This is a genomic window from Streptomyces sp. NPDC058534 (assembly GCF_042717365.1).
Classification (GTDB): domain Bacteria; phylum Actinomycetota; class Actinomycetes; order Streptomycetales; family Streptomycetaceae; genus Streptomyces.
In genome coordinates this window covers 19770-41656 of record NZ_JBHXNW010000035.1, presented here as the reverse complement: position 1 = coordinate 41656, position 21887 = coordinate 19770, and the positions used below count along the sequence as shown (strand labels likewise).

The 21887-nt window shown below is 71.6% G+C and carries 19 protein-coding genes; 9 read left to right on the top strand and 10 right to left on the bottom strand.

Going from position 1 to position 21887, the window contains the following annotated elements:
- Nucleotides 1–92: 92 nt before the first annotated feature.
- Together ACFWR9_RS22005 and ACFWR9_RS22000 are read right to left on the bottom strand one after the other, a co-directional pair.
- On the bottom strand, nucleotides 93–1481 hold the full coding sequence (locus ACFWR9_RS22005; RefSeq protein WP_383844829.1) for a M16 family metallopeptidase: 1389 nt from the start codon (nucleotides 1479–1481) through the stop codon (nucleotides 93–95).
- Nucleotides 1478–2866, bottom strand: a complete 1389-nt coding sequence (locus ACFWR9_RS22000) for a M16 family metallopeptidase (protein WP_383844826.1) — start codon at nucleotides 2864–2866, stop codon at nucleotides 1478–1480. Before ACFWR9_RS22000 ends, ACFWR9_RS22005 begins: the two co-directional genes overlap by 4 nt.
- A gap of 312 nt (nucleotides 2867–3178) precedes the next feature.
- Between ACFWR9_RS22000 and ACFWR9_RS21995 the strand changes: the two genes are divergently transcribed.
- A complete protein-coding gene (locus tag ACFWR9_RS21995; RefSeq protein ID WP_383844823.1) occupies nucleotides 3179–5635 on the top strand; it encodes a DNA topoisomerase (ATP-hydrolyzing) subunit A in 2457 nt (818 codons plus the stop codon).
- On the opposite strand, the gene ACFWR9_RS21990 is transcribed toward ACFWR9_RS21995, so the two are convergent.
- Nucleotides 5632–6741, bottom strand: a complete 1110-nt coding sequence (locus tag ACFWR9_RS21990) for a CobW family GTP-binding protein (RefSeq protein WP_383844820.1) — start codon at nucleotides 6739–6741, stop codon at nucleotides 5632–5634. The genes ACFWR9_RS21995 and ACFWR9_RS21990 overlap by 4 nt on opposite strands.
- A 318-nt stretch (nucleotides 6742–7059) precedes the next feature.
- Here ACFWR9_RS21990 and ACFWR9_RS21985 point away from each other — a divergent pair, with 318 nt between their 5' ends.
- The 3 genes from ACFWR9_RS21985 to ACFWR9_RS21975 all read left to right on the top strand — a co-directional run bounded on the left by ACFWR9_RS21985 (nucleotide 7060) and on the right by ACFWR9_RS21975 (nucleotide 8088).
- Nucleotides 7060–7611 (top strand): DUF6082 family protein, encoded by a 552-nt coding sequence (locus ACFWR9_RS21985; protein WP_383844817.1) that lies wholly within the window; start codon nucleotides 7060–7062, stop codon nucleotides 7609–7611.
- 122 nt (nucleotides 7612–7733) lie between these two features.
- Nucleotides 7734–7970 carry a hypothetical protein gene (locus ACFWR9_RS21980; protein WP_383844814.1) on the top strand — a complete coding sequence of 79 codons (237 nt, stop codon included), beginning with the start codon at nucleotides 7734–7736 and terminating at the stop codon, nucleotides 7968–7970.
- Complete coding sequence (locus ACFWR9_RS21975) at nucleotides 7963–8088, top strand: hypothetical protein (protein ID WP_383844811.1); 126 nt, start codon at nucleotides 7963–7965, stop codon at nucleotides 8086–8088. Before ACFWR9_RS21980 ends, ACFWR9_RS21975 begins: the two co-directional genes overlap by 8 nt.
- A gap of 45 nt (nucleotides 8089–8133) precedes the next feature.
- On the opposite strand, the gene ACFWR9_RS21970 is transcribed toward ACFWR9_RS21975, so the two are convergent.
- Nucleotides 8134–9315 carry a citrate synthase/methylcitrate synthase gene (locus tag ACFWR9_RS21970; RefSeq protein WP_383844810.1) on the bottom strand — a complete coding sequence of 394 codons (1182 nt, stop codon included), beginning with the start codon at nucleotides 9313–9315 and terminating at the stop codon, nucleotides 8134–8136.
- Nucleotides 9316–9422: 107 nt separating this feature from the next.
- Between ACFWR9_RS21970 and ACFWR9_RS21965 the strand changes: the two genes are divergently transcribed.
- From ACFWR9_RS21965 to ACFWR9_RS21950, 4 genes are all read left to right on the top strand, one after another.
- The gene (locus tag ACFWR9_RS21965; RefSeq protein WP_383844808.1) at nucleotides 9423–10682 is read left to right on the top strand and encodes a citrate synthase; all 1260 of its coding nucleotides are present in this window, start codon (nucleotides 9423–9425) and stop codon (nucleotides 10680–10682) included.
- A gap of 54 nt (nucleotides 10683–10736) precedes the next feature.
- Nucleotides 10737–11681 carry a sucrase ferredoxin gene (locus tag ACFWR9_RS21960; protein WP_383844805.1) on the top strand — a complete coding sequence of 315 codons (945 nt, stop codon included), beginning with the start codon at nucleotides 10737–10739 and terminating at the stop codon, nucleotides 11679–11681.
- Between the two features lie 86 nt (nucleotides 11682–11767).
- A complete protein-coding gene (locus ACFWR9_RS21955; RefSeq protein ID WP_383844802.1) occupies nucleotides 11768–13444 on the top strand; it encodes an ATP-binding protein in 1677 nt (558 codons plus the stop codon).
- A complete protein-coding gene (locus tag ACFWR9_RS21950) occupies nucleotides 13441–14121 on the top strand; it encodes a response regulator (protein ID WP_383844799.1) in 681 nt (226 codons plus the stop codon). Before ACFWR9_RS21955 ends, ACFWR9_RS21950 begins: the two co-directional genes overlap by 4 nt.
- A gap of 33 nt (nucleotides 14122–14154) precedes the next feature.
- Here the strand turns inward: ACFWR9_RS21950 and ACFWR9_RS21945 are convergent, their stop codons facing one another.
- From ACFWR9_RS21945 to ACFWR9_RS21920, 6 genes are all read right to left on the bottom strand, one after another.
- Nucleotides 14155–15747 (bottom strand): cation acetate symporter, encoded by a 1593-nt coding sequence (locus ACFWR9_RS21945; RefSeq protein WP_383844796.1) that lies wholly within the window; start codon nucleotides 15745–15747, stop codon nucleotides 14155–14157.
- Entirely contained in the window at nucleotides 15744–16307 is a 564-nt protein-coding gene (locus ACFWR9_RS21940; RefSeq protein WP_383844793.1) for a DUF485 domain-containing protein, read from the bottom strand. Before ACFWR9_RS21940 ends, ACFWR9_RS21945 begins: the two co-directional genes overlap by 4 nt.
- A gap of 69 nt (nucleotides 16308–16376) precedes the next feature.
- Nucleotides 16377–17060: a response regulator gene (locus ACFWR9_RS21935; protein WP_383844790.1), complete on the bottom strand. Its 684-nt coding sequence runs from the start codon at nucleotides 17058–17060 to the stop codon at nucleotides 16377–16379.
- Nucleotides 17057–18211, bottom strand: coding sequence for a sensor histidine kinase (locus tag ACFWR9_RS21930; RefSeq protein ID WP_383844787.1), 1155 nt, complete (start codon nucleotides 18209–18211; stop codon nucleotides 17057–17059). Before ACFWR9_RS21930 ends, ACFWR9_RS21935 begins: the two co-directional genes overlap by 4 nt.
- Nucleotides 18208–18732 (bottom strand): DUF1453 domain-containing protein, encoded by a 525-nt coding sequence (locus ACFWR9_RS21925; protein WP_383844785.1) that lies wholly within the window; start codon nucleotides 18730–18732, stop codon nucleotides 18208–18210. The genes ACFWR9_RS21930 and ACFWR9_RS21925 overlap by 4 nt, the downstream gene beginning before the upstream one ends.
- A 251-nt stretch (nucleotides 18733–18983) precedes the next feature.
- The gene (locus tag ACFWR9_RS21920) at nucleotides 18984–21107 is read right to left on the bottom strand and encodes a type IIA DNA topoisomerase subunit B (protein ID WP_383844782.1); all 2124 of its coding nucleotides are present in this window, start codon (nucleotides 21105–21107) and stop codon (nucleotides 18984–18986) included.
- A 442-nt stretch (nucleotides 21108–21549) separates the two neighbouring features.
- On the opposite strand from ACFWR9_RS21920, the gene ACFWR9_RS21915 reads away from it, so the two are divergent.
- Nucleotides 21550–21780, top strand: a complete 231-nt coding sequence (locus ACFWR9_RS21915) for a hypothetical protein (RefSeq protein ID WP_007445070.1) — start codon at nucleotides 21550–21552, stop codon at nucleotides 21778–21780.
- Nucleotides 21781–21887 lie beyond the last annotated feature (107 nt).

Below are 21887 nucleotides of genomic sequence, written 5' to 3'. Positions count from 1 at the left end.
GCGGGGCCCCGCGCGCCGCACGCCACAAACCGGCCCCCGCCGGCCCCCGGGGCCGCCCGCGCGCGGCGCGCCCCCCGCCACCGCGCGTGCCGCTATTCGGCCGTCACCACGGTGACTTCACCGATGCCGAGGGCCTCGACGGGCTCCTTGATCTGCGCGGCGTCACCGACGAGGACGGTCACCAGGCGGTCGACCGGGAAGGCGTTCACGACCGCCGCCGTGGCCTCCACGGTGCCCGTGGCGGCCAGTTGACGGTAGAGCGTCGCCTGGTAGTCGTCCGGCAGGTGCTGCTCGACCTGGTCGGCCAGGGTGCTCGCCACGGCCGCGGCCGTCTCGTACTTCAGCGGCGCCACACCCACCAGGTTCTGCACGGCCACGTCGCGCTCGGGGTCGGTGAGCCCCTCCGCGGCGAGCTTGCGCAGCACCGTCCACAGGTCCTCCAGGGCGGGACCGGTGTTAGGGGTGTCGACGGAGCCGCTGATGGCGAGCATGGCGGCGCCGGTGCCGTCCGGCGCGGACCGCAGCACCTGCCCGAACGCCCGTACGCCGTAGGTGTAGCCCTTCTCCTCGCGCAGGACGCGGTCCAGGCGGGAGGTGAGGGTGCCGCCGAGGCAGTAGGTGCCGAGCACCTGTGCGGGCCACACACGGTCGTGCCGGTCGGATCCGGTGCGGCCGAGCAGCAACTGCGTCTGGACGGCGCCGGGACGGTCCACGATGACGACCCGGCCCCGGTCGTCGGCGGTCACCGGCGGCACGGGGCGGGGTTCGGCGGCGGAGCCGGTCCACGCGCCCAGGGTCTCGCCCAGCAGCGCGTCCAGGTCGAGGCCGGTGAGGTCGCCGACGACCACGGCGGTGGCCGTGGCGGGGCGGACGTGCCTCTCGTAGAAGGCGCGTACGGACCCGGAGTCGATGGCCTCGACCGTCTCCTCGGTGCCCTGGCGCGGGCGGGACATGCGGACCCCGGCCGGGAACAGCTCCTTGGAGAGTTCCTTGGCCCCGCGGCGGGCCGGGTTGGCCAGCTCGTGCGGGATCTCGTCGAGGCGGTTGCGGACCAGCCGTTCGACCTCGCTGTCCGCGAAGGCGGGTGCCCTGAGGGCGTCGGCGACGAGGCCGAGCGCCTTGGCGAGGCGCGAGGCGGGCACCTCCAGGCTGAGCCGGACGCCGGGGTGGTCGGCGTGCGCGTCGAGGGTGGCACCGCAGCGCTCCAGCTCGGCGGCGAAGTCCTCGGCGGAGTGCTTGTCGGTGCCCTCGGAGAAGGCGCGCGCCATGATCGTGGCGACGCCGTCGAGGCCGGCCGGCTCGGCGTCCAGGGGCGCGTCGAGGAGCACCTCCACGGCGACGACCTGCTGGCCGGGGCGATGGCAGCGCAGTACCGTCAGCCCGTTGTCGAGGCTGCCGCGCTCGGGCGCCGGGAAGGCCCACGGCTTGGGCTCGCCGGCCTGCGGCTGGGCGTGGAAGTCCATGGTGGCGAGGTCGGTCACTTGGCCGCCTCCTCGTTCTCGTCGGTGGCGTCGGTCACGGAGACGGTGACGGTGGTCTCGTCGGCGGCGTTCTCGTCGGTCGGGGCGGTCGGCTCGTAGACGAGCACCGCGCGGTTGTCGGGGCGCAGGCGGGCCTTGGCGACCTCCTGGACCTCCGCCGCCGTCACTTCGAGCACCCGCTGCACGGCGGTGAGGGCGAGCTGCGGGTCGCCGAACAGCACGGCGTACCGGCACAGTTCGTCGGCGCGGCCGGCGACCGTGCCCAGCCGGTCCAGCCACTCGCGCTCCAGCTGGGCCTGGGCGCGCTCCATCTCCTCGGCCGTAGGGCCCTCCTCGGCGAACCGGGCGAGCTCCTGGTCGATGGCGGTCTCGATGACCGGCACTTCGACGTCACCGGACGTCTTCACGTCCAGCCACCCCAGGGAGGGCGCCCCGGCGAGCCGCAGCAGGCCGAAACCGGCGGCGACGGCCGTGCGGTCGCGCCGCACCAGCCGGTTGTACAGACGGGACGACTCGCCGCCACCCAGGACGGTGAGCGCCAGGTCGGCCGCGTCGCTCGCGCGCGTGCCGTCTTCCGGGAGACGGTAGGCCGCCATCAGGGCGCGGGCCGGGACCTCCTCCTCGACGATCTCGCGCAGCTGCCCGCCCATGACGTCGGGCAGCGAGCCGTCCCGGGGGGCCTGCTTGCCGTCGTGCGAGGCGATGGAACCGAAGTACTTCTCGATCCAGGCCAGCGTCTGCTCGGGGTCGATGTCGCCGACGACCGACAGCACCGCGTTGTTCGGCGCGTAGTACGTGCGGAAGAACGCGCGGGCGTCCTCCAGGGTGGCCGCGTCCAGGTCGGCCATGGAGCCGATCGGCGTGTGGTGGTAGGGGTGGCCCTCCGGGTAGGCGAGGGCGGTCAGCTTCTCGAAGGCCGTGCCGTAGGGGACGTTGTCGTAGCGCTGGCGGCGCTCGTTCTTGACGACGTCCCGCTGGTTTTCCATCGACTCTTCGTCCAGGGCGGACAGCAGGGAACCCATGCGGTCGGCCTCCAGCCAGAGGGCGAGCTCCAGCTGATGAGCGGGCATGGTCTCGAAGTAGTTGGTCCGCTCGAAGCTGGTGGTGCCGTTGAGCGAGCCTCCGGCGCCCTGCACCAGCTCGAAGTGACCGTTGCCCTTGACCTGGGCGGAGCCCTGGAACATGAGGTGCTCGAAAAGGTGAGCCAGGCCGGTACGTCCCTTGACCTCGTGGCGGGAGCCGACGTCGTACCAGAGGCACACCGCAGCGACCGGGGTCAGGTGGTCCTTGGAGAGCACCACGCGCAGGCCGTTGGCCAGGCGGTGCTCGGTCGCTGTCAGGCCGCCGGAGTCTGCCTGGGCTGTGGCCGTGTGACCCATGGGCATGTACGTCCCTTCGATCGCGGAATCCTTGGTGGAATCACTGGGTGGATCATTGGGCGGAACTGCGGAATTCCGCCGATCCTGCCACTGTATGCAAGCGTGCGGGACGCCGGTGGAGTTCCCGGGCCTCGTACGCCGAGAGCGAGAACGGGGTTGGCGGCCCGCCGGGGACGAGGGCGCGGGACGAGGGCGTACCCTGCGGGCAGCGCCGGGCCGGGCAGCCCGTGACGGGTCCTGGTCGGTGGCTGTCAGTGCCGCAGTCCACAATGGACGGCGTCAGATCACCGTTCACGCTTCAGCAAGGAGCCGGCAGCGATGGCCCGCCGTAGTACGAAGACCCCGCCGCCCGACGACTCGTACGAGGAGAAGATCCTCGACATCGACGTCGTCGACGAGATGCAGGGCTCCTTCCTCGAGTACGCGTACTCGGTCATCTACTCCCGTGCACTGCCGGACGCCCGCGACGGCCTCAAGCCGGTGCACCGCCGGATCGTGTACCAGATGAACGAGATGGGCCTCAGGCCCGAGCGCGGCTATGTGAAGTGCGCCCGCGTCGTCGGCGAGGTCATGGGCAAGCTGCACCCGCACGGCGACGCGTCGATCTACGACGCCCTGGTGCGCATGGCCCAGCCGTTCTCGATGCGCGTGCCCCTGGTGGACGGCCACGGCAACTTCGGCTCGCTGGGCAACGACGACCCGCCGGCCGCCATGCGGTACACCGAGTGCCGGATGGCCGAGGCCACCAGCCTGATGACGGAGTCCATCGACGAGGACACCGTCGACTTCGGCCCCAACTACGACGGCCAGGAGCGGGAGCCGGTGGCGCTGCCCGCCGCCTTCCCGAACCTGCTGGTCAACGGCGCCTCCGGCATCGCGGTCGGCATGGCCACGAACATGCCGCCGCACAATCTGCGCGAGGTGATCGCCGCCGCCCGGCACCTGATCCGGAACCCGAACGCCGACCTCGAAGCCCTGATGAAGCACGTTCCGGGCCCCGACCTGCCCACCGGCGGCCGGATCGTGGGCCTGCCCGGCATCCGGGACGCGTACGAGACGGGCCGCGGCACCTTCAAGATCCGGGCGACGGTCTCCGTGGACACCGTGACGGCCCGCCGCAAGGGTCTCGTCGTCACCGAGCTGCCCTTCGCGGTCGGTCCCGAGAAGGTCATCGCGAAGATCAAGGACCTGGTGGGCTCGAAGAAGCTCCAGGGCATCGCGGACGTCAAGGACCTCACCGACCGCGCGCACGGACTGCGCCTGGTCATCGAGATCAAGAACGGCTTCGTGCCCGAGGCGGTCCTGGAGCAGCTCTACAAACTGACGCCGATGGAGGAGTCCTTCGGCATCAACAACGTCGCCCTGGTGGACGGCCAGCCCCTCACCCTGGGCCTCAAGGAGCTGCTGGAGGTCTATCTCGACCACCGCTTCAACGTCGTACGGCGCCGCAGCGAGTTCCGCCGGGGCAAGAAGCGCGACCGACTGCACCTGGTGGAGGGCCTGCTCACCGCGCTGCTCGACATCGACGAGGTCATCCGCCTCATCCGCTCCAGCGAGAACTCCGCGCAGGCCAAGCAGCGCCTGATGGAGCACTTCTCGCTGAGCGACGTCCAGACCCAGTACATCCTGGACACGCCGCTGCGCCGGCTCACCAAGTACGACCGCATCGAGCTGGAGGCCGAGAAGGAGCGGCTCAACGCGGAGATCGAGGAGCTGACCCGGATCCTCGACTCGGACGCCGAGCTGCGCAAGCTGGTCTCCGCCGAACTGGCCTCGGTCGCCAAGAAGTTCGGCACCGACCGTCGTACGACGCTGCTGGAGTCGGGCGGTGTCCCGGTCGCCGCCGTGCCCCTCCAGGTGGCGGACGACCCGTGCCGGGTACTGCTCTCCTCGACGGGCCTGCTGGCCCGCACCGCGAACGATGAGCCCCTGGTCACGGAGGCCGGTGCCAAGCGCGTCAAGCACGACCTGATCGTCTCGGCGGTGGCGGCCACGGCGCGCGGCGAGGTGGGCGTGGTGACGTCCGGCGGGCGCCTGCTGCGGGTGAACGTCGTGGACCTGCCCCAGCTCCCCGAGCCCATGCCGGCGCCGAACCTGGCGGGCGGCGCGCCGCTCGCGGAGTTCGTGTCCCTGGAGGACGACGAGACGGTCATCTGCCTGACCACCCTGGACGAGTCCTCGCCGGGCCTGGCGCTCGGCACGGAGCAGGGCGTGGTCAAGCGTGTGGTGCCCGACTACCCGTCCAACAAGGACGAGTTGGAGGTCATCACCCTCAAGGAGGGCGACCGCGTCGTCGGCGGCGCCGAGTTGCGCACCGGTGACGAGGACCTGGTCTTCATCACGGACGACGCGCAGCTGCTGCGCTACCAGGCCTCACAGGTGCGCGCGCAGGGCCGTCCGGCGGGCGGTGTGGCGGGCATCAAGCTCACCGACGGAGCCAAGGTCATCTCCTTCACGGCGGTGGACCCGGCCGTGGAGGGGGTGGTCTTCACGGTGGCCGGTTCGCGCGGCACCCTGGACGACTCCGTGCAGACCACGGCCAAGCTCACGCCGTTCGACCAGTACCCGCGCAAGGGCCGGGCCACGGGTGGCGTGCGCTGCCAGCGGTTCCTGAAGGGCGAGGACTGCCTGGCCTTCGCCTGGGCGGGCCCCACCCCGGCGCTGGCCGCCCAGAAGAACGGCACACCGGCCCAGCTCCCGGACATCGACCCGCGCCGCGACGGCTCCGGCGTGTCGCTGCCGAAGACGGTGTCGGTGGTGGCGGGCCCGGCCTAGACGGCGGGCGGCGACTCCTCGCCGTCCGGGGACGAGCCGTCCGGGGATCCGTCCACCGGGGACTGTACGTAGCGCAGGACGCCCCACATGCCGTGCTCGTCGGCGTGCGGGGTGTCGCTGCGGCACGCGTCGAGTTCCTTGTCGAGGGCGGGCGCGTCGATGCCCGAGCCGATGAGGACGAGTTGGGTGCGGCGGGCGGCGGCGGGCGGCCAGGGCTCCGGGTAGAAGCGCAGGAAGCGTCCCACGGCGTGCACGGCGTACCGGTTGCGCGGGTCGTACGGGCCGAAGTCGACGTACCCCTTGATCCGGTACAGGCCCTCGGGCCGGCTGTCGAGGAACCGCATGAGCCGACGCGGGTCGAGCGGCGGGTCGGAAACGAACGAGAGGGTGTCGTACGCCACGTGCAGATGCTCGGCGTGGGCGCCCTCCGCGCCTCCCGCGTCGTGCGCGTCGTGGTCGTGCAGGTCGTCGAAGGACAGCTGGCCCACGCGCTCCTCACTCGGCCGGCACTCGTAGAGGAACGCGGGGTCGATACGGCCGTAGGTCGCGGGCACGACGGCGGCGCCGTCGGCGAGCGAGCGGGCGAGAGCGAGCACGCGTTCGGCGTCCTCGGCCCGGTCGGTCTTGTTGACCACGACCAGGTCGGCAAGCGCCAGGTGCCGGTCGATCTCGGGGTGCCGCGCGCGTGTGGTGTCGAACTCGGCGGCGTCGACGACCTCGACGAGTCCGCCGTAGACGACCTCCGGCTGTTCGCCGGCGAGCACCATGCGCACGAGTTCCTGCGGCTCGGCCAGGCCGCTCGCCTCGATGACGATGACGTCGATGCCGGCCTCGGGCCGGGCGAGCCGCGCCAGGTACCCGTCGAGTTCGCTGGCGTCGACGGCACAGCACAGGCAGCCGTTGCCGAGCGACACGGTGGAGTCGCCGAGGGCGCCGGCGACGGCCATCGCGTCGATCTCGATCGAGCCGAAGTCGTTGACGACGGCGCCGATACGGCTGCCTCCGCTGCGGTGGAGGAGGTGGTTGAGGAGTGTGGTTTTCCCGGAGCCGAGGAACCCGGCGAGTACGACGACCGGAATCTGCTGCCGTGTCGGGCGCTGCCCCACCGTGCGACCTCTCTCTCACCTACGCGTACGCCGTCTCTCGGCAAGTCGTGCACCGTGCGCGGAATGGCCTGCTCAGGATACGAGTCGCCGTAGCCGACGCGGAGTGAACGATTGTTAGCAGCGCTCTCGGGGCAGACGTCTGGCAAGGCGCCGGAGTGTGCGACCCTCGCTTCCCTCCGTGCGCCTCCTCTCCGCCTCCCCGCCGATCAGCGCCGCTCGGCACTCTGGAGGTGGCACGCGCCGCCCATCGCTCGCCGGTCCCCGTCAACCGACCCGCACTCGACGACCGGCGGGCGGTCGCCTGATTCGGGGGTTGACATGGCCACACGGAAGAAGATCACGGGGAGGTTCGGCTCCGCGGCGACCGGGCTGCTGCTCGCCACGGCGGGACTGTCGCTGGCTGCGCGGCAGTGGCGACTGGAGGCGGCGCGCTTGCAGGAGCGAATACTGGAGCTGGAGGAGCTGGCCATCCGGCGGCAGTCGCTGGCGCATCAGCAGCGTATGCACTGGGAGTTGCTCACCAGGGCGATCGACGACCCGTCCCTCGCCGAGGTCATAGACACCTACGACAAGGGCATCCCGGCCGAACGGCGCCGCCAGTTCTTCTACGCGAACGCCTGGTACGTGAACCTCTACCACGTGCATCGGGCGGGGCTTCTGGATCAGGAAGGGCTCCAGGGGCGCCTGCGGGAGTTCTTCCAGAGTCCGATTTTCCGTGAGTACTGGGAGGCGTCGAGGAACATGCGCGCCTCCCTCGACGAGCGCTCCGAGGAAGCCCGTCTGGGGCGGGTGGTGGACGATCTCGTCAGGGACTTGGACGAGGCAGACACGGACGAGTGGTGGGTCGTGGGCACGCCTCCGAACGACTGAGACCGTCCAACGGAGTTAGCGACGGAGTGTCTCTCGGCCTGCGGGCCAACGTGGTCTCCGCGCACCCAGTACGGTGTGGCCTCGTCACTCCGCCAGCCCCTGCCTCTAAGGACCGGTACCCCTTGAAAATCGTGCGCCGCATCGGTGTGCCTCCCAGCGCTCGTGGCAGCACCACGGGATCCACGTGCCCGGACGTCTTCGAACTGAGCGACGGCAACTTCGCCGTCATCGGCACCGAGGCCACCGAGGCGCTGGAGCGTGAACTGCCCGCCGACGCCGCCCGCGCCGACTACGAACGCATCGTCGTCGTGAGCCGGGAGGCCCTGGTCCGCGCCAAGGCGGACATCCCCGATGTCTGAGATAGCCAACCTGGTGGGCGCCATCGGCGGATTCCTCGGCGGCCTCGCGGCGATGATCATGGCTGTCCGCTCGTTCCGCGGCCGCCGCGACGACACCTCCGAGGATCCCCCCGCATAGGCCCACCGGCCGAGCCCGGCACCCGATCGTGCCGGGCTTCGTGTCTCACGCGAGCGCCGGCACCCCGACCGGCGCCCCCGGCCCCACATACCGCGCCGCCGGACGGATGATCTTCGAGTCCCGCGCCTGTTCCAGGATGTTCGCGCTCCAGCCCACCACCCGCGCCGCCGCGAACGTCGGGGTGAACATCTCGCGCGGCAGCCCGCACAGTTCCATGACCACACCCGCGTAGAACTCGACGTTGGTGTGCAACTCCCGCCCCGGCTTCAGCCCCGCGAGGATCGCCTCGACCCGGCGCTCCACCTCGACGGCGAACTCCACGCGCGGACCGCCGAACCCCTGCGCCACCTCACGGAGCATCCTGGAGCGCGGGTCCTCGGTGCGGTAGACGGCGTGGCCGAAGCCCATGATGCGGTCACCGGCGAGCACCCGCTCGCGGATCCAGCCGTCGATGCGTTCCGGCGTGCCGATGGCGTCCAGGGTGTCCAGCGCCCGGCTGGGCGCCCCGCCGTGCAAGGGCCCGGACAGCGCCGCCACCGCTCCGGTGAGGCCCGCCGCGACGTCCGCGCCCGTCGAGGCGATGACCCTCGCGGTGAACGTTGACGCGTTGAAGCCGTGGTCAATGGTGGAGATCAAGTACTGCTCGATCGCCCGCGTGCGCCGTGCGTCCGGCTCCTCGCCCGTCAACATGTAGAGATAGTTCGCCGCGTAGGACAGATCCTCGCGCGGCTCGACCGGTTCGAGTCCGTGTGCCAGCCGGTGCAGCGCGGTCAGCAGCGTCGGCACGGCGGCCGCGGCCACCAGGGTGTCCTGGCGGCGCTGCTCGGCCGACAGGTCGTACACGGGCCTGAAGCCCCGGGCCGCGCCCAGTAGCGACAGGGCCGTGCGCATGCCGGCGAGCGGGCCGGAGTGCCCGCCGGCCGCGGCGATGGCGGGCAGCGCCGCGCGCACCGCGTCGGGGAGGCGCCGCATCGCCGCGGTCTCGGCGGCGAAGGCCGCACCGCGCCGCGCGTCCGGGAGCTCCCCGTGCACCAGGAGATGCCAGACGTCCTCGAAGCCACGACTCCGCGCAAGCTCGACGGCCGAGTACTGGCGGTAGTGGTAGAAGCCCTCGAGCCCCCGCACGTCGCCGACCTCGGTCTCGGCCACCACAACACCAGCGAGCCCTCGCGGTACCTCGACGGGCGCCGCTCCGGACGGGCCGGCTGCGGTTCTGTTGACGGACATGATTACCTCCTCGAACTTGAGTCAACATACTTGACCAAACTGTTGTCAATATTGATTGAATCAATGTACGGCCCCGGACGGACCCTCAGGATCGATACGGTGACCCCATGCGCGATCAAGACCCCGGCCGCCCGGACGACGCCGAACGGCGCCTGACCACCAAGGAGGCGGCCGAACTCCTCGGGGTGAAGCCCGAGACCGTGTACGCGTACGTCAGCCGCGGCCGGCTCGGCAGCCGGCGCACCCACGACGGCCGGGGCAGCACCTTCGACGCGGAGGAGGTGCGGACCCTCGCCCGGCGCAACCGGCGCGACGGCGGCACTTCCGGGGCCTCCGGCCAGGAGCTGGCCGTGCGCACCCGCCTCACGCTCATCGAGAGCGACCGGTTCTACTACCGGGGCGTCGACGCGGTCGAACTCGCCGCGCGCCACAGCTACGAAGAGGTCGCCGAATGGCTCTGGACCGGGGAGTTGCGCTCAAGCGCCGCCTTCTCCGCGCCCGAGTCCTCCGTGACCGTCGCCCGCCGGGCCGTCGGCGCCCTGCCCGAACACGCCGCGCCCACCGACCGGTTGCGGGTCGCGGCGATCGCCGCCGCGGTCGCGGACCCGCTCCGCTTCGACCTGTCCGAGGACGCGGTACTGGGCACCGCGCGCATCCTCATCCCCACCCTCGTCGCCGCGCTGCCGCCCGTACTGCGCGACGGCGACGACCGGGCCCCGCTCGCCCACCGCCTGTGGACCCGGCTCAGCGGGCGCCCCGCCGACGAGCCGGCACTGCACGCCCTCGACACCGCGCTCTCCCTGCTCGTCGACCACGACCTGGCCGCCTCCACGCTCGCCGTGCGCGTAGCGGCGTCGGCCCGGGCGCACGCCTACGCGGCGGTGTCCGCCGGGCTCGGCGTGATCGAGGGGCCGTTGCACGGCGCCGCGGGCGGACTTGCGCACCGGATGCTGCTGGAGGTGCTCGACCAGGGCAACGCGGCGCCCGTGGTCGCCGAGGAACTGCGGGCCGGCCGGCGCATCCCGGGCCTCGGCCACCGGCTCTACCCCGGCGAGGACCCACGCGCGCGTGCCCTGTTCGCGCTCCTGGAGGACATCCCGCGAGCCGGGCCCGCGCTCGCCGCGGCCCGGGACGTCCAGGCCACCGCCGCCCGCCACACCCCGCTGCACGCCAACGTCGACCTGGCCCTCGCCGTCCTCACCGCCTCCTCCGGCATGGCTCCCTCCGCGGCCGAGACGATCTTCGCGGTGGCCCGTACGGCGGGCTGGATCGCGCATGCGCTGGAGGAGTACGGGGAGCGCCCCCTGCGGATGCGGCCGAGTGGGCTCTACTCGGGCCCGCGGCCGCCGCAGCCACTGCCGGAGTAGCGTTCAGGCGCGGTGGGAAGTCACCGCGCGGCAAGTCAGGTTAGGCTCACCTCTGTGAGTACGTGCTCAACCGTCTCCTGGGACCTCGACGAGCCCGTTTCGGGCACCGCCCCCGTCGCGTCGACCTGGCTGCTTCTCGAACAGCCCGGCCCGTGGGGCGCCAAGGCCCTGACGTCGAGCCATCTGGACCCCGCGCTCGGCCGCGCCCTGGAAGCAGCGGTGAAGGGTACGGGCGTACGCGTCGCGCTCATCCGCCGGCCAGGACGGCACGCGGACCGCGGCACTCCGGTCGCACGCAGGGTGTACGCGGCCCACACCGTGCCGGGAAACGTGTGGGTGCACGGCAACACGATCAGGGATCCCCGCCGGCTGCTCGACCTCGATTTCGCGGCGCTCGGCCGGGGCGATCACCGCGGCTTCGACTCGGCCCTCGACGGCGGCCCCCATCTCGGCGATCCCCTGGCTCTCGTCTGCACCAACGGCAAGCGGGACCGCTGCTGCGCACTCCTCGGCCGCCCGCTGGCGGCCGAACTCGCCGTCTCCGGGGCGGCGGGCGTCTGGGAGGTCACACACTTGGGAGGCCACCGCTTCTCGCCGACGGTGCTCGTCCTGCCCCACGGATACGTCTACGGCCGCGTCCAGGCCCACGACGTCAAGGAGATCCTGCACGGCGCGCGGGAGGGCCGGATCGTCGTCGAGGGCTGCCGCGGGAACTCGGCGTGGGAACGTCCCGGTCAGGCGGCCGAGCTGGCCCTGCGCTCAGCCGTGGGCGAGGACGCGGCCGGGGCGCTGAGCGTCGTACGGACGGACGGTGCCGCACCCCGCTGGGAGGTGACCCTGGCCCACACGGACGGGCGGCACTGGCGGGTCACCGTCGCCCAGGGCGCGTCGTCGCCGCCGCGCCCGGAGAGCTGCGGGGCCTCGGTCCTGGGCTCGCCGGCGCGCATGGAGATCACGGCGGTGCGCGCACTGACCGTGACGGCGGCGCTCGCGAGCTGACGCACCGGCCCGCCCGGAACGCGTACGGGAGATCCGCGCCACATCCCTCTACGGGATGCCCCCACCTCCCACGTACGGTCATGGGTATGAGCTCCACTCCCCCCGTACGCCGCAGGCGCCTCGGCCTGCCGCGGCGGGTGTTCTCGCAGGTGCTGCTGATGCAGCTGGCGATCGCCGCGGGAGTCGCGGTGCTCGCGACCGGGCTGTTCCTGGCGCCGCTCAGTGACCAGCTGGACGACCAGGCGATGCGCCGGGCCCTGGCGATCGCGCAGACCACCGCGCAGCAGCCGCAGGTCGTCGAGGAACTGCGGACCACCCGCCCGGCGACCGACGGGCCGGTGCAGACGGAGGCGGAGCGGATCCGGAAGGCCACGCAGGCGGAGTACGTCGTCGTGATGGACCGGCAGGGCGTGCGCTGGTCGCACACCGACCCGGACCGGATCGGCGAGGTCGTCTCGACCGACCCCGGGCAGGCGCTGGCCGGACGCGACGTGATGGAGATCGACGACGGCACCCTCGGCCGCTCCGCACGCGGCAAGGTGCCCTTGCGCGACGCCGACGGCGACATCGTGGGGGCGGTCTCGGTCGGCATCGCGTACGACAGCGTGCGGGCACGGCTGATCCAGGCGATTCCCGGGCTGTTCGCGTACGCCGGCGGCGCCCTGGCCGTGGGCGCGCTGGCGGCCTGGCTCATCTCGCGCCGGGTGCAGCGGCAGACCCGCGACCTGGCCTTCTCGGACATCGCGGGGCTGCTCGCGGAGCGCGAGGCCATGCTGCACGGCATCCGGGAGGGTGTGGTCGCCCTGGACCGCGGGGGCAGGGTGCGGCTGCTCAACGACGAGGCGCAGCGGTTGCTCGGACTCGGCGCCGAGGCCGTCGGCCGTTCCCCCGACGAGGCGCTCGGCGCGGGGCGCACGGCCGATGTCCTGGCGGGCCGGGTGACCGGCACCGACCTGCTGACCGTCCGCGGCCAGCGGGTCCTGGTGGCCAACCGGATGCCCACCGACGACGGCGGTGCGGTCGCCACCCTGCGCGACCGCACCGAGCTGGAGCAGCTCGGCCGGGAGCTGGACTCGACGCGCGGCCTGATCGACGCCCTGCGAGCCCAGGACCACGAGCACGCCAACCGCATGCACACCTTGCTGGGGCTGCTCGAACTGGAGATGTACGACGACGCCGTGGAGTTCGTCGGGGAGGTGGTCGGCGATCACCGGGTGACCGCGGAGCAGATCACCGAGCGGATCCAGGACCCACTGGTGGCCGCGCTGCTGGTCGGCAAGGCGACCGTCGCGGCAGAACGCGGAGTGACCCTCTGGGTGTCGGACCGGACGCGGCTGCCGGACCGGCTGGTCGACCCCAGGGGGCTCGTCACGATCGTCGGCAACCTGGTGGACAACGCCCTCGACGCCGCCGCGGGGACGCCGCACGCGCGTGTGGAGGTCGAACTGCGCGCACAGGGGCGCGCCGCCACGCTCCGGGTGCGGGACACCGGACCCGGGGTTCCGGCGGATCACCGCGAGATGGTGTTCACGCCGGGATGGTCGACCAAGGAGCCGCCGGCGCACCGCCGGCGCGGCATCGGGCTGTCGCTGGTGCGCAGACTGGCCGAGCGACAGGGCGGCAGCGCCACCGTCGACGCGGCGCATGGCGGGGGCGCGGAGTTCGTGGTCGTCCTGCCCGAGGCGCTGGCGGAGGCGGACCTGGAACCCGCCCACGCCGCTACCGCCCCCGCGAACACCGCTGCCGAGGAGGAGTCCCGATGATCGAGGTCCTGGTCGTGGACGACGACACGCGGGTCGCGCGGGTCAACGCCGCCTACGTCGAGAAGGTGCCGGGATTCCACGTCGCGGGCGAGGCGCACAGCGCCGTGGAGGCGCTGCGCAACGTGGAACGGCTGCCCCGCCTCGACCTGATCCTGCTCGACCACTACCTGCCCGACCGGACCGGCCTGGAGGTCGTCCAGGAGATGCGGCGGCGCGGCCACCAAACGGACGTCATCATGGTGACGGCCGCCCGGGACGTGTCGACCGTCCAGGCGGCGATGCGCCAGGGAGCCCTCCAGTACCTGGTGAAGCCCTTCGCCTTCGCGGGGCTGCGCGCCAAGCTGGAGGCGTACGCGGAGCTGCGGCGCACCCTCGACGGGGGCGGTGAGGCGGAGCAGGCGGAGGTGGACCGGATCTTCGGCGCCCTGTCGGCACCGTCGGAACCGGGGCTGCCCAAGGGCCACTCCCCCACCACCGCCGAGTCGGTGCGCCAGTGCCTGATGAAGTCCGACGGACCGCTCTCCGCCCAGGAGATCGCCGAACGGACCGGGGTGAGCCGCCAGACCGCACAGCGCTATCTGAAGCTCCTGGAGCGCACGGGACGGGCCAGGCTGACGCTCAAGTACGGCGACGCCGGCCGCCCGGAACACCGCTACGAGTGGGCGACCCGCCCCTGAACCGGGCCGGGCGGTCAAGCCCCCGCCCACCCGCTACACGGCCCCCGATCCGGTCAGTGACCGCACCTCCGTCTCGGCGTGCTTGGCCTTGTCCGGGACCTCCGGCGAGGTGACCGTGCCCAGCCAGCCGGCGAGGAAGCCCAAGGGGACCGAGACCAGACCCGGGTTCTGCAGTGGGAAGTACTGGAAGTCGACGTGCGGGAAGAGCGACTGCGGGCTGCCCGACACCACCGGGGACAGCAGCACGAGCGCCACCGCCGGGACCAGGCCGCCGTAGACGGCCCACACGGCGCCGCGCGTGGTGAAGCCGCGCCAGAACAGCGAGTAGAGCAGCACGGGCAGGTTTGCGGAGGCGGCGACGGCAAAGGCGAGGCCCACCAGGAACGCGACGTTGAGATCTCGGGCGAGAAGGCCGAGTCCGATCGCGACGGCGCCGACCCCGACGGCGGCGATCCGCGCCACGGCGACCTCACTGCGCGGCTCCGCCTCGCGGCGGCGCAGGGACGCGTAGAGGTCGTGGGCCACGGACGCGGAGGACGCGAGGGTGATGCCGGCGACCACCGCGAGGATGGTGGCGAACGCGATGGCGGCGACGACCGCGAACAGCACCGTCCCGCCGGTGGAGCCCGCGCCGCCGCCCAGGTCGAGGGCGAGCAGCGGGACCGCCGTGTTGCCGGCCGCGTTGGACGCGCGTACGGCGTCCGGTCCGACCAGGGCGGCGGCGCCGAAGCCGAGCACGATCGTCATCAGGTAGAAGCCGCCGATGAGTCCGATCGACCAGACGACGGACCGCCGCGCCGCGCGGGCCGTGGGCACCGTGTAGAAGCGGGACAGGATGTGCGGCAGCCCGGCCGTGCCCAGCACCAGGGCCAGCCCCAGGCTGATGAAGTCGAAGCGGGAGGTCCAGTCCCCGCCGTACGCCAGCCCGGGCGCCAGGAACGCCTCGCCGTGGCCACTGCGCTCGGCCGCCGTGCGCAACAGCCGGTCGAAGTCACCGTGGAAGCGCACCAGGACGAGCGTGGTCAGGGCCACGGTGCCGCCGAGCAGCAGCACCGCCTTCACGATCTGGATCCAGGTGGTGGCGCGCATCCCGCCCAGCGACACGTAGATCACCATCAGGGCGCCGACGCCGATGACGGTCCAGGTCCGCGCCGCCTCGGTGGTGCCGCCGAGCAGCAGCGCGACGAGACTGCCCGCGCCGACCATCTGCGCCACCAGGTACAGGACGGAGACGGTGACAGAGGAGGTCCCCGCCGCGATCCGCACCGGTCGCTCCCGCATCCTGGCGGCCACGACGTCGGCGAGGGTGAACCTCCCGCAGTTGCGCACCAGTTCGGCGACGAGGAACAGCACGACGAGCCAGGCCACCAGAAAACCCACCGAGTACAGCATGCCGTCGTAGCCGTAGAGCGCGATGAGCCCCGAGATGCCGAGGAAGGACGCGGCCGACATGTAGTCGCCCGCGATGGCAAAACCATTCTCCATCGGTGAGAAGAGACGGCCGCCCGCGTAGAACTCCTCCGCCGACCCCTGCCGGTGGCGGCTCACCCACGTGGTGATGCCCAGCGTGACGGCGACGAACGTGCTGAACAGCAGCAGCGCCAAAGTCTGGTGGTCGCCGGTCATGACGCGCCACCCCGTACGCCGCGAGTCAGTTCCTGGGTGTCCCAGCGCAGTTCGAGCGCCGCCCGGTCCCTGCGCAGTCGAGCATGCCGGGCGTACGCCCAGGTCAGCAGGAACGTGGTGAGGAACTGCCCGAGCCCCGCGAGCATCGCCACGTTCACCGCCCCCGCCACCGGACGGGCCATCAGCTCGGGCGCCGTGGTGGCGGCCACCACATAGGCGACGTACCAGACGAAGAAGGCGGCGACCGCCGGCACCACGAACCTCCGGTACCGGCTGCGCACCTCCTGGAAGGCGGGGCTGCGCTGGACCTCCAGGTACACGTCGGCCGCGCCCCGGGACGGTTCCCCGGCCGGTTCCCTGCGCATCCGCGGCAGCACCGGCTCGGGAGGCCCGGCATCCGCGGACTCACCCCAGCCGGAGGCGAGCGCGTCGTACCACGGGTCGTCGTACCGGGGGTCCGGTGACGCCTCGACGTATGCCCGGTCCGGCACGGCGCGGGGGTCCACCGCGCTTTCGGGACCACTCCCGGCGCCGCGGGAACGGTCATTGCTTGACTGCATGCCCAAGGATGGACAGAACGGGAAGATCCCCGACTCTTCTTCCCCTTCCGCTTCACCCCATCAGGTGACTCAACCCCTTGGTGGCGGTACCAGCCCCTTCCCGTAGGCGTAACGCACCGCCTGAGCACGGTCCTTGAGCCCCGTCTTGGCGAACAGGTTGTTGATGTGGGTCTTCACGGTCGCCGTGGAGACGTGCATTCTGCTCGCGATCTGCTGGTTGTTGAGCCCTTCGGCGATCAGGACCAGGACCTCGGTCTCACGGGTGGTGAGACCGTCCGGCGGCTCTTGCGAGCCGGCCGGCCCCGGCCCGGACTCGGACAGGCGCTCCAGCAGTCGCCGCTGAATGCTCGGCGAGAGCCCCGCGTCCCCGGACAGGACGCTGTGCACCGCCCGGACGATCTCGTCCCCGCCCGCGTCCTTGGTGAGATAGCCGCGCGCTCCCGCCGTCAACGCCGGGAACAGCGACTCGTCGTCCGCGTACGTCGTGAGCACGACGACATGGGTCCCGGGGTGCTCGGCGCGGATTCTGCGGGTCGCCTCGACGCCGTCGCAGCGGGGCATGCGCAGGTCCATCAGCACCACGTCCGGGGCGAGTTCGGCGACCAGGCGCACCGCCTCCTCGCCGTCGCCCGCGGCGCCCACGACCTCGACGCCGGGCAGCAGTCCGAGGAGCATCACGATGCCCTCCCGCACCACGGTCTGATCGTCCGCGACGACCACCCGCGCGGGCGTCTGGCGGGCCTCCCCCGTCATACCGGCACCTTCAACGTCACCACGAACCCCTCCTCGCCCGGGCCTGCCCGCAGCGAGCCACCCAGCAGTTCGGCACGCTCCCGCATGCCCAGCAGACCGTACCCACCTCCGGTGGTGGTGAGTTCGCCGGGCGAGCCTCCCGAGTCCCGCACGTCGAGCATCACCTCATGGGCGCCGTAGTCCAGGCGCACCCGCACGCCGGCGCCCGGGGCGTGCTTGCGGGCGTTCGTCAGCGCTTCCTGGGCCACTCTGCGCACGGCCTGCGACGCCTCCGCCGGCAGGGGTCTGCGATCCCCCGTAATGGTGACCTCGGCGTCGCTCTCGGTCGTCCGGACGAGGTGGGCCAGGAAGTCCTCCAGCGGCGTCAGCTCACCGCGCAGGGCGGACAGCGCCTGGCGGGTCTCGGCGAGTCCGTCGCGGGCCATGCCGCGCGCCGCCACCACCCGGTCGAGGATCTGCTCCCGGTCGGCATCCCGCTCGATCAGCAACCGGGCCGCCTCCAAGTGCACCAGTTGTGCGGAGAGGCTGTGTGCCAGTACGTCGTGGATCTCCCGGGCGATGCGGGCCCGCTCGGCGAGTGCGGCGGACTCGGCCTCGGCCGCCCGCGCGGCTCGCTCCTGGGCCAGCAGCCGTATCGCGCTGCCTCTGCCCTCGGCGTCCAGCCGCAGCACGTATCCCGCGAGGGCCAGTCCGGCCGTCGTCGCCAAGGTGGTCGGCCACGGGTCGTCCGTGACGGCGGCGTAGGACGTCAGGGCCACCGCCGTCATGGGCAGTGCCGCCACGAGGGGCATCCTTTCCAGGGCCGCGACGGAGCCGGCGCACCAGATGACCAGGGCCGGCACCCGGAAGCCGGCGCTCTGGGCGGCGACCGCGACCCCGAGCAGCGCTGCGAGGAGCACCAGGGAGGGCCACAGCCGGTGCGCGAGCGTGGTCCGGGAGTAGGCCCAGGCCAGGGACACCGCCACCAGCAGTCCGGCGGCCGCCGCGGCCGCGCCCCAGCCGCGCACTTGGCTGCTCGTGAAGGCTCCCCACAGCAGCGCCCCGAACACCACCAGACGCGCGAACCAGGCCAGCAGACGACGGGGTGTGGAGACACCCTCGTGACGGAGCGCCTCTTTGGAGGGCCACCTCGTCCAGACGTTCTCCGTCACGCGGGCTCCTTCCGGGCGGGCCGGGACACGGCGGCACCGTACGCGGGGCCTGGCAGTCCGCTCGGGCGTGGGACCTGGGCGCGCCAGGCCACCACTCCGGAGCGGACCAGCAGGGTCCCGGCGAGGGCGAGGACCAGGGCAGAGCTGTCCTGCCGGACTCCGAGGGCGGCACCGACTCCGAAGAGGGCGGCGCGCAGCCCGATGCCGACGGCCCACACCGCGACGCTCGACCGGGTGCCCCTGCCCCACACGGCGCCGTCCGCTCCCACCCATGTGCGGGTGGTCCAGGCCCAGGCGCCTCCGGTGACCAGGCCGACGAGTATCTCAGCGGCGAGGAGCAGCACGGCAGCGGTGTGGTGATGAGCGTCGATCATGCCCGGCTCGCGCAGGGCGACGACGACCAGCACCACGGGCAGCACCCACCAGCGCCGGTCGGTGTCGATGCGGCTGGGGCGGGACTGGCGGGCGATCACCAGACCGGCCACCACCGTGATCACCAACGCGTCGACGAGCCCGGACATCGTGCCTCCGTGAGCGGGAGAAGGATGACGCCGGCGGCGGATCCCGCCGGCGCCTTCGACGTTACGGAAGCGGCGAGGCCACGGGATCGGAGCCCGGGTGGATCATGGGTGGAGCCCTGCACGGCGGGGAACTCCACCCATGGGTGGAGAAAACCAGTGCCGGGACCAGTGCCGGGCTCTGCGGGGGACGCCCACACGCCGAACCGGGCCCGGATCTCGCTTCCGGGCCCGGTTTCAGCGGCTGAGCGTGGTCACGCGTCGATGCGCGACCGGTCCAGCGTCGCAGCCGAGTTGGAGATGAACTCCTTGCGCGGCGCGACGTCATTGCCCATCAGCAGGTCGAAGACCTGCTCGGCGGAGTCCAGATCGGTCAGGTTGATCCGGCGCAGCGTGCGGCGCCGCGGGTCCATGGTCGTCTCCGCGAGCTGGTCGGCGTCCATCTCGCCCAGACCCTTGTACCGCTGGATGGAATCCTTGTACCGGATGTTCTTGCTCTGGAACTCCATGAGCCTGTCGCGCAGCTCGCGGTCCGAGTACGTGTAGACGTACTTGTCCTGGCCCTTCTTCGGCTGGACCAGCTCGATGCGGTGCAGCGGCGGCACCGCGGCGAAGACCCGGCCGGCCTCCACCATGGGCCGCATGTAGCGGTGGAACAGGGTGAGCAGCAGCGTGCGGATGTGGGAGCCGTCCACATCGGCGTCGGTCATCATGATGATCTTGCCGTAGCGGGCCGCGTCGATGTCGAAGGTGCGGCCGGACCCCGCTCCTATGACCTGGATGATCGCGCCGCACTCGGCGTTCTTGAGCATGTCGGTCACGGACGACTTCTGCACGTTGAGGATCTTGCCGCGGATCGGCAGCAGCGCCTGGAACTCAGAATTCCGGGCGAGCTTCGCCGTACCCAGCGCGGAGTCTCCCTCGACGATGAACAGCTCGCTGCGGTCGACGTCGTCGCTGCGGCAGTCCGCGAGCTTCGCCGGCAGCGAGGACGACTCCAGGGCCGTCTTACGGCGCTGTGCGTCCTTGTGCTGACGGGCCGCGATCCGTGTGCGCGCCGCGGCGACGGCCTTCTCCATCACCACGCGGGCCTGCTGGGCGGCGTCTCGCTTGGTGGAGGTCAGGAACGCCTTGAGTTCCTTGGTGATGACGTTGTTCACGATCCGGCGGGCCGCCGAGGTGCCGAGGACCTCCTTGGTCTGGCCCTCGAACTGCGGCTCCGCGAGACGGACGGTGACGACCGCCGTGAGCCCCTCCAGGGCGTCGTCCTTGACGACGTCGTCCTCGGCGACGCGCAGCATCTTCTTGGTCCGCAGCACCTCGTTCATCGTCCTCGTCACCGCCTGCTCGAAGCCGGCGACGTGGGTACCGCCCTTGGGGGTGGCGATGATGTTGACGAAGGACCGGAGCGTGGAGTCGTAACCGGTGCCCCAGCGCATGGCGACGTCGACGGCGAGGTCGCGGGTGACCTCGGTGGGCGTCATCTGGCCGTGCTCGTCGAGCACCGGGACCGTCTCCTTGAAGCTGCCCTGACCGCTGAAGCGGAGGACGTCGCAGACGGGCCGATCACTGGCCAGGAACTCGCAGAACTCGCTGATGCCGCCGTCGAAGCGGAAGGACTCCTCGCCCTTGCTGCCGCCGTCACCGAGGCCGAGCTCGTCCCGGACGACGATGGTCAGTCCGGGCACCAGGAAGGCGGTCTGGCGGGCCCGCTGGTGCAGCGTGTCCAGGGAGAGCTTGGCGTCCTTGAGGAAGATCTGGCGGTCGGCCCAGTAGCGCACGCGCGTGCCGCTGCGGGTCTTGGGGATCTTCTTGGCCTTGCGCAGCCCGTTCTTGGCCTCGAACTTGGCGTCCGGACCGGTCCCCGCGAACGCGCCGGGGACACCGCGCCGGAAGCTGATGGCGTGGGTGTTCCCACCGCGGTCCACCTCGATGTCCAGGCGGGCGGACAGGGCGTTCACCACGGAGGCACCGACGCCGTGCAGACCGCCGGAGGCGGCGTACGAACCGCCGCCGAACTTGCCGCCGGCGTGCAGCTTGGTCATGACGACCTCGACGCCCGACAGGCCGGTCTTGGGCTCGACGTCGACGGGGATGCCCCGGCCGTTGTCCCGGACCTCCACCGAACCGTCGTCGTGGAGGATCACTTCGATGTGGTCGCAGTAGTCGCCCAGGGCCTCGTCGACGGAGTTGTCGATGATCTCCCACAGGCAGTGCATCAGGCCGCGGCTGTCGGTGGATCCGATGTACATGCCCGGACGCTTGCGTACGGCCTCGAGCCCCTCGAGGACGAGCAGGTGCCGCGCGGTGTAGTTGGATCCGTCCCGGTCTGCTCCTGCCAGCAGCGCAGTGGACGGCACGGATGTCTCGGCGGTCACGCGGTTCGCTCCTCGCTGAATTTCAGATGGGGCCCCGCTGGGTAAGGGCGCGCGGCTCGGTTCACCGGTCAGAGGGTACCGAGCCCTGGTAGAGCCGTTGCAACGCCACCCTCGTCGCTGACTCACCCTAGTCCAGAGTCGTATGTCTGTTCGATCCCTCGATGGGGTGAAGTACACATCACGTTCCCTTCGAGGCATGAACCATTTAGGCTCCGGGCACGTCCTCATGAACAAACCGGCAACCCAGCCGGCCGGACCGACACTGACCGACTGCGCGAACCCGTACGACACAGAGAAACGCAATACGGCACATTCGCCGCCAATCGGCAACAGCCGGCCCCTCGGAAAGTTTTTTCGAGGAAAAGCCACGAGCGGGAACGTTTTGGGGCTGGTTGGATGTTGACCCTGGTACGACAGCTCGTCGAGCTAGAGAAGAGGCGACGTGACTACTGTTCTGACTTCCGCAAGCCCGCTGACGGCCGCCGATCGCTGCGACCGCTGCGGCGCCCAGGCATACCTGCGCGTCGTCCTGCTGAGCGGCGGAGAACTGCTCTTCTGCGCCCACCACGGGCGCAAGTTCGAGCCGGAACTCAAGAAGATCGCCGCTGAGATACAGGACGAGACGGAGCGGCTCACGGCCGTTCCGGCTTCTTCCGCCGAGGAAGAGCGCTGACACTACGCGCCCGACGACGAGCCGAATCGGCGCAAGGCCGATGAACGGGGGGGGGGGGCAGCGCGCCCCGGGGGGCGCCGCCCCGGCGCGGGGCCCGAGGGGCCCCG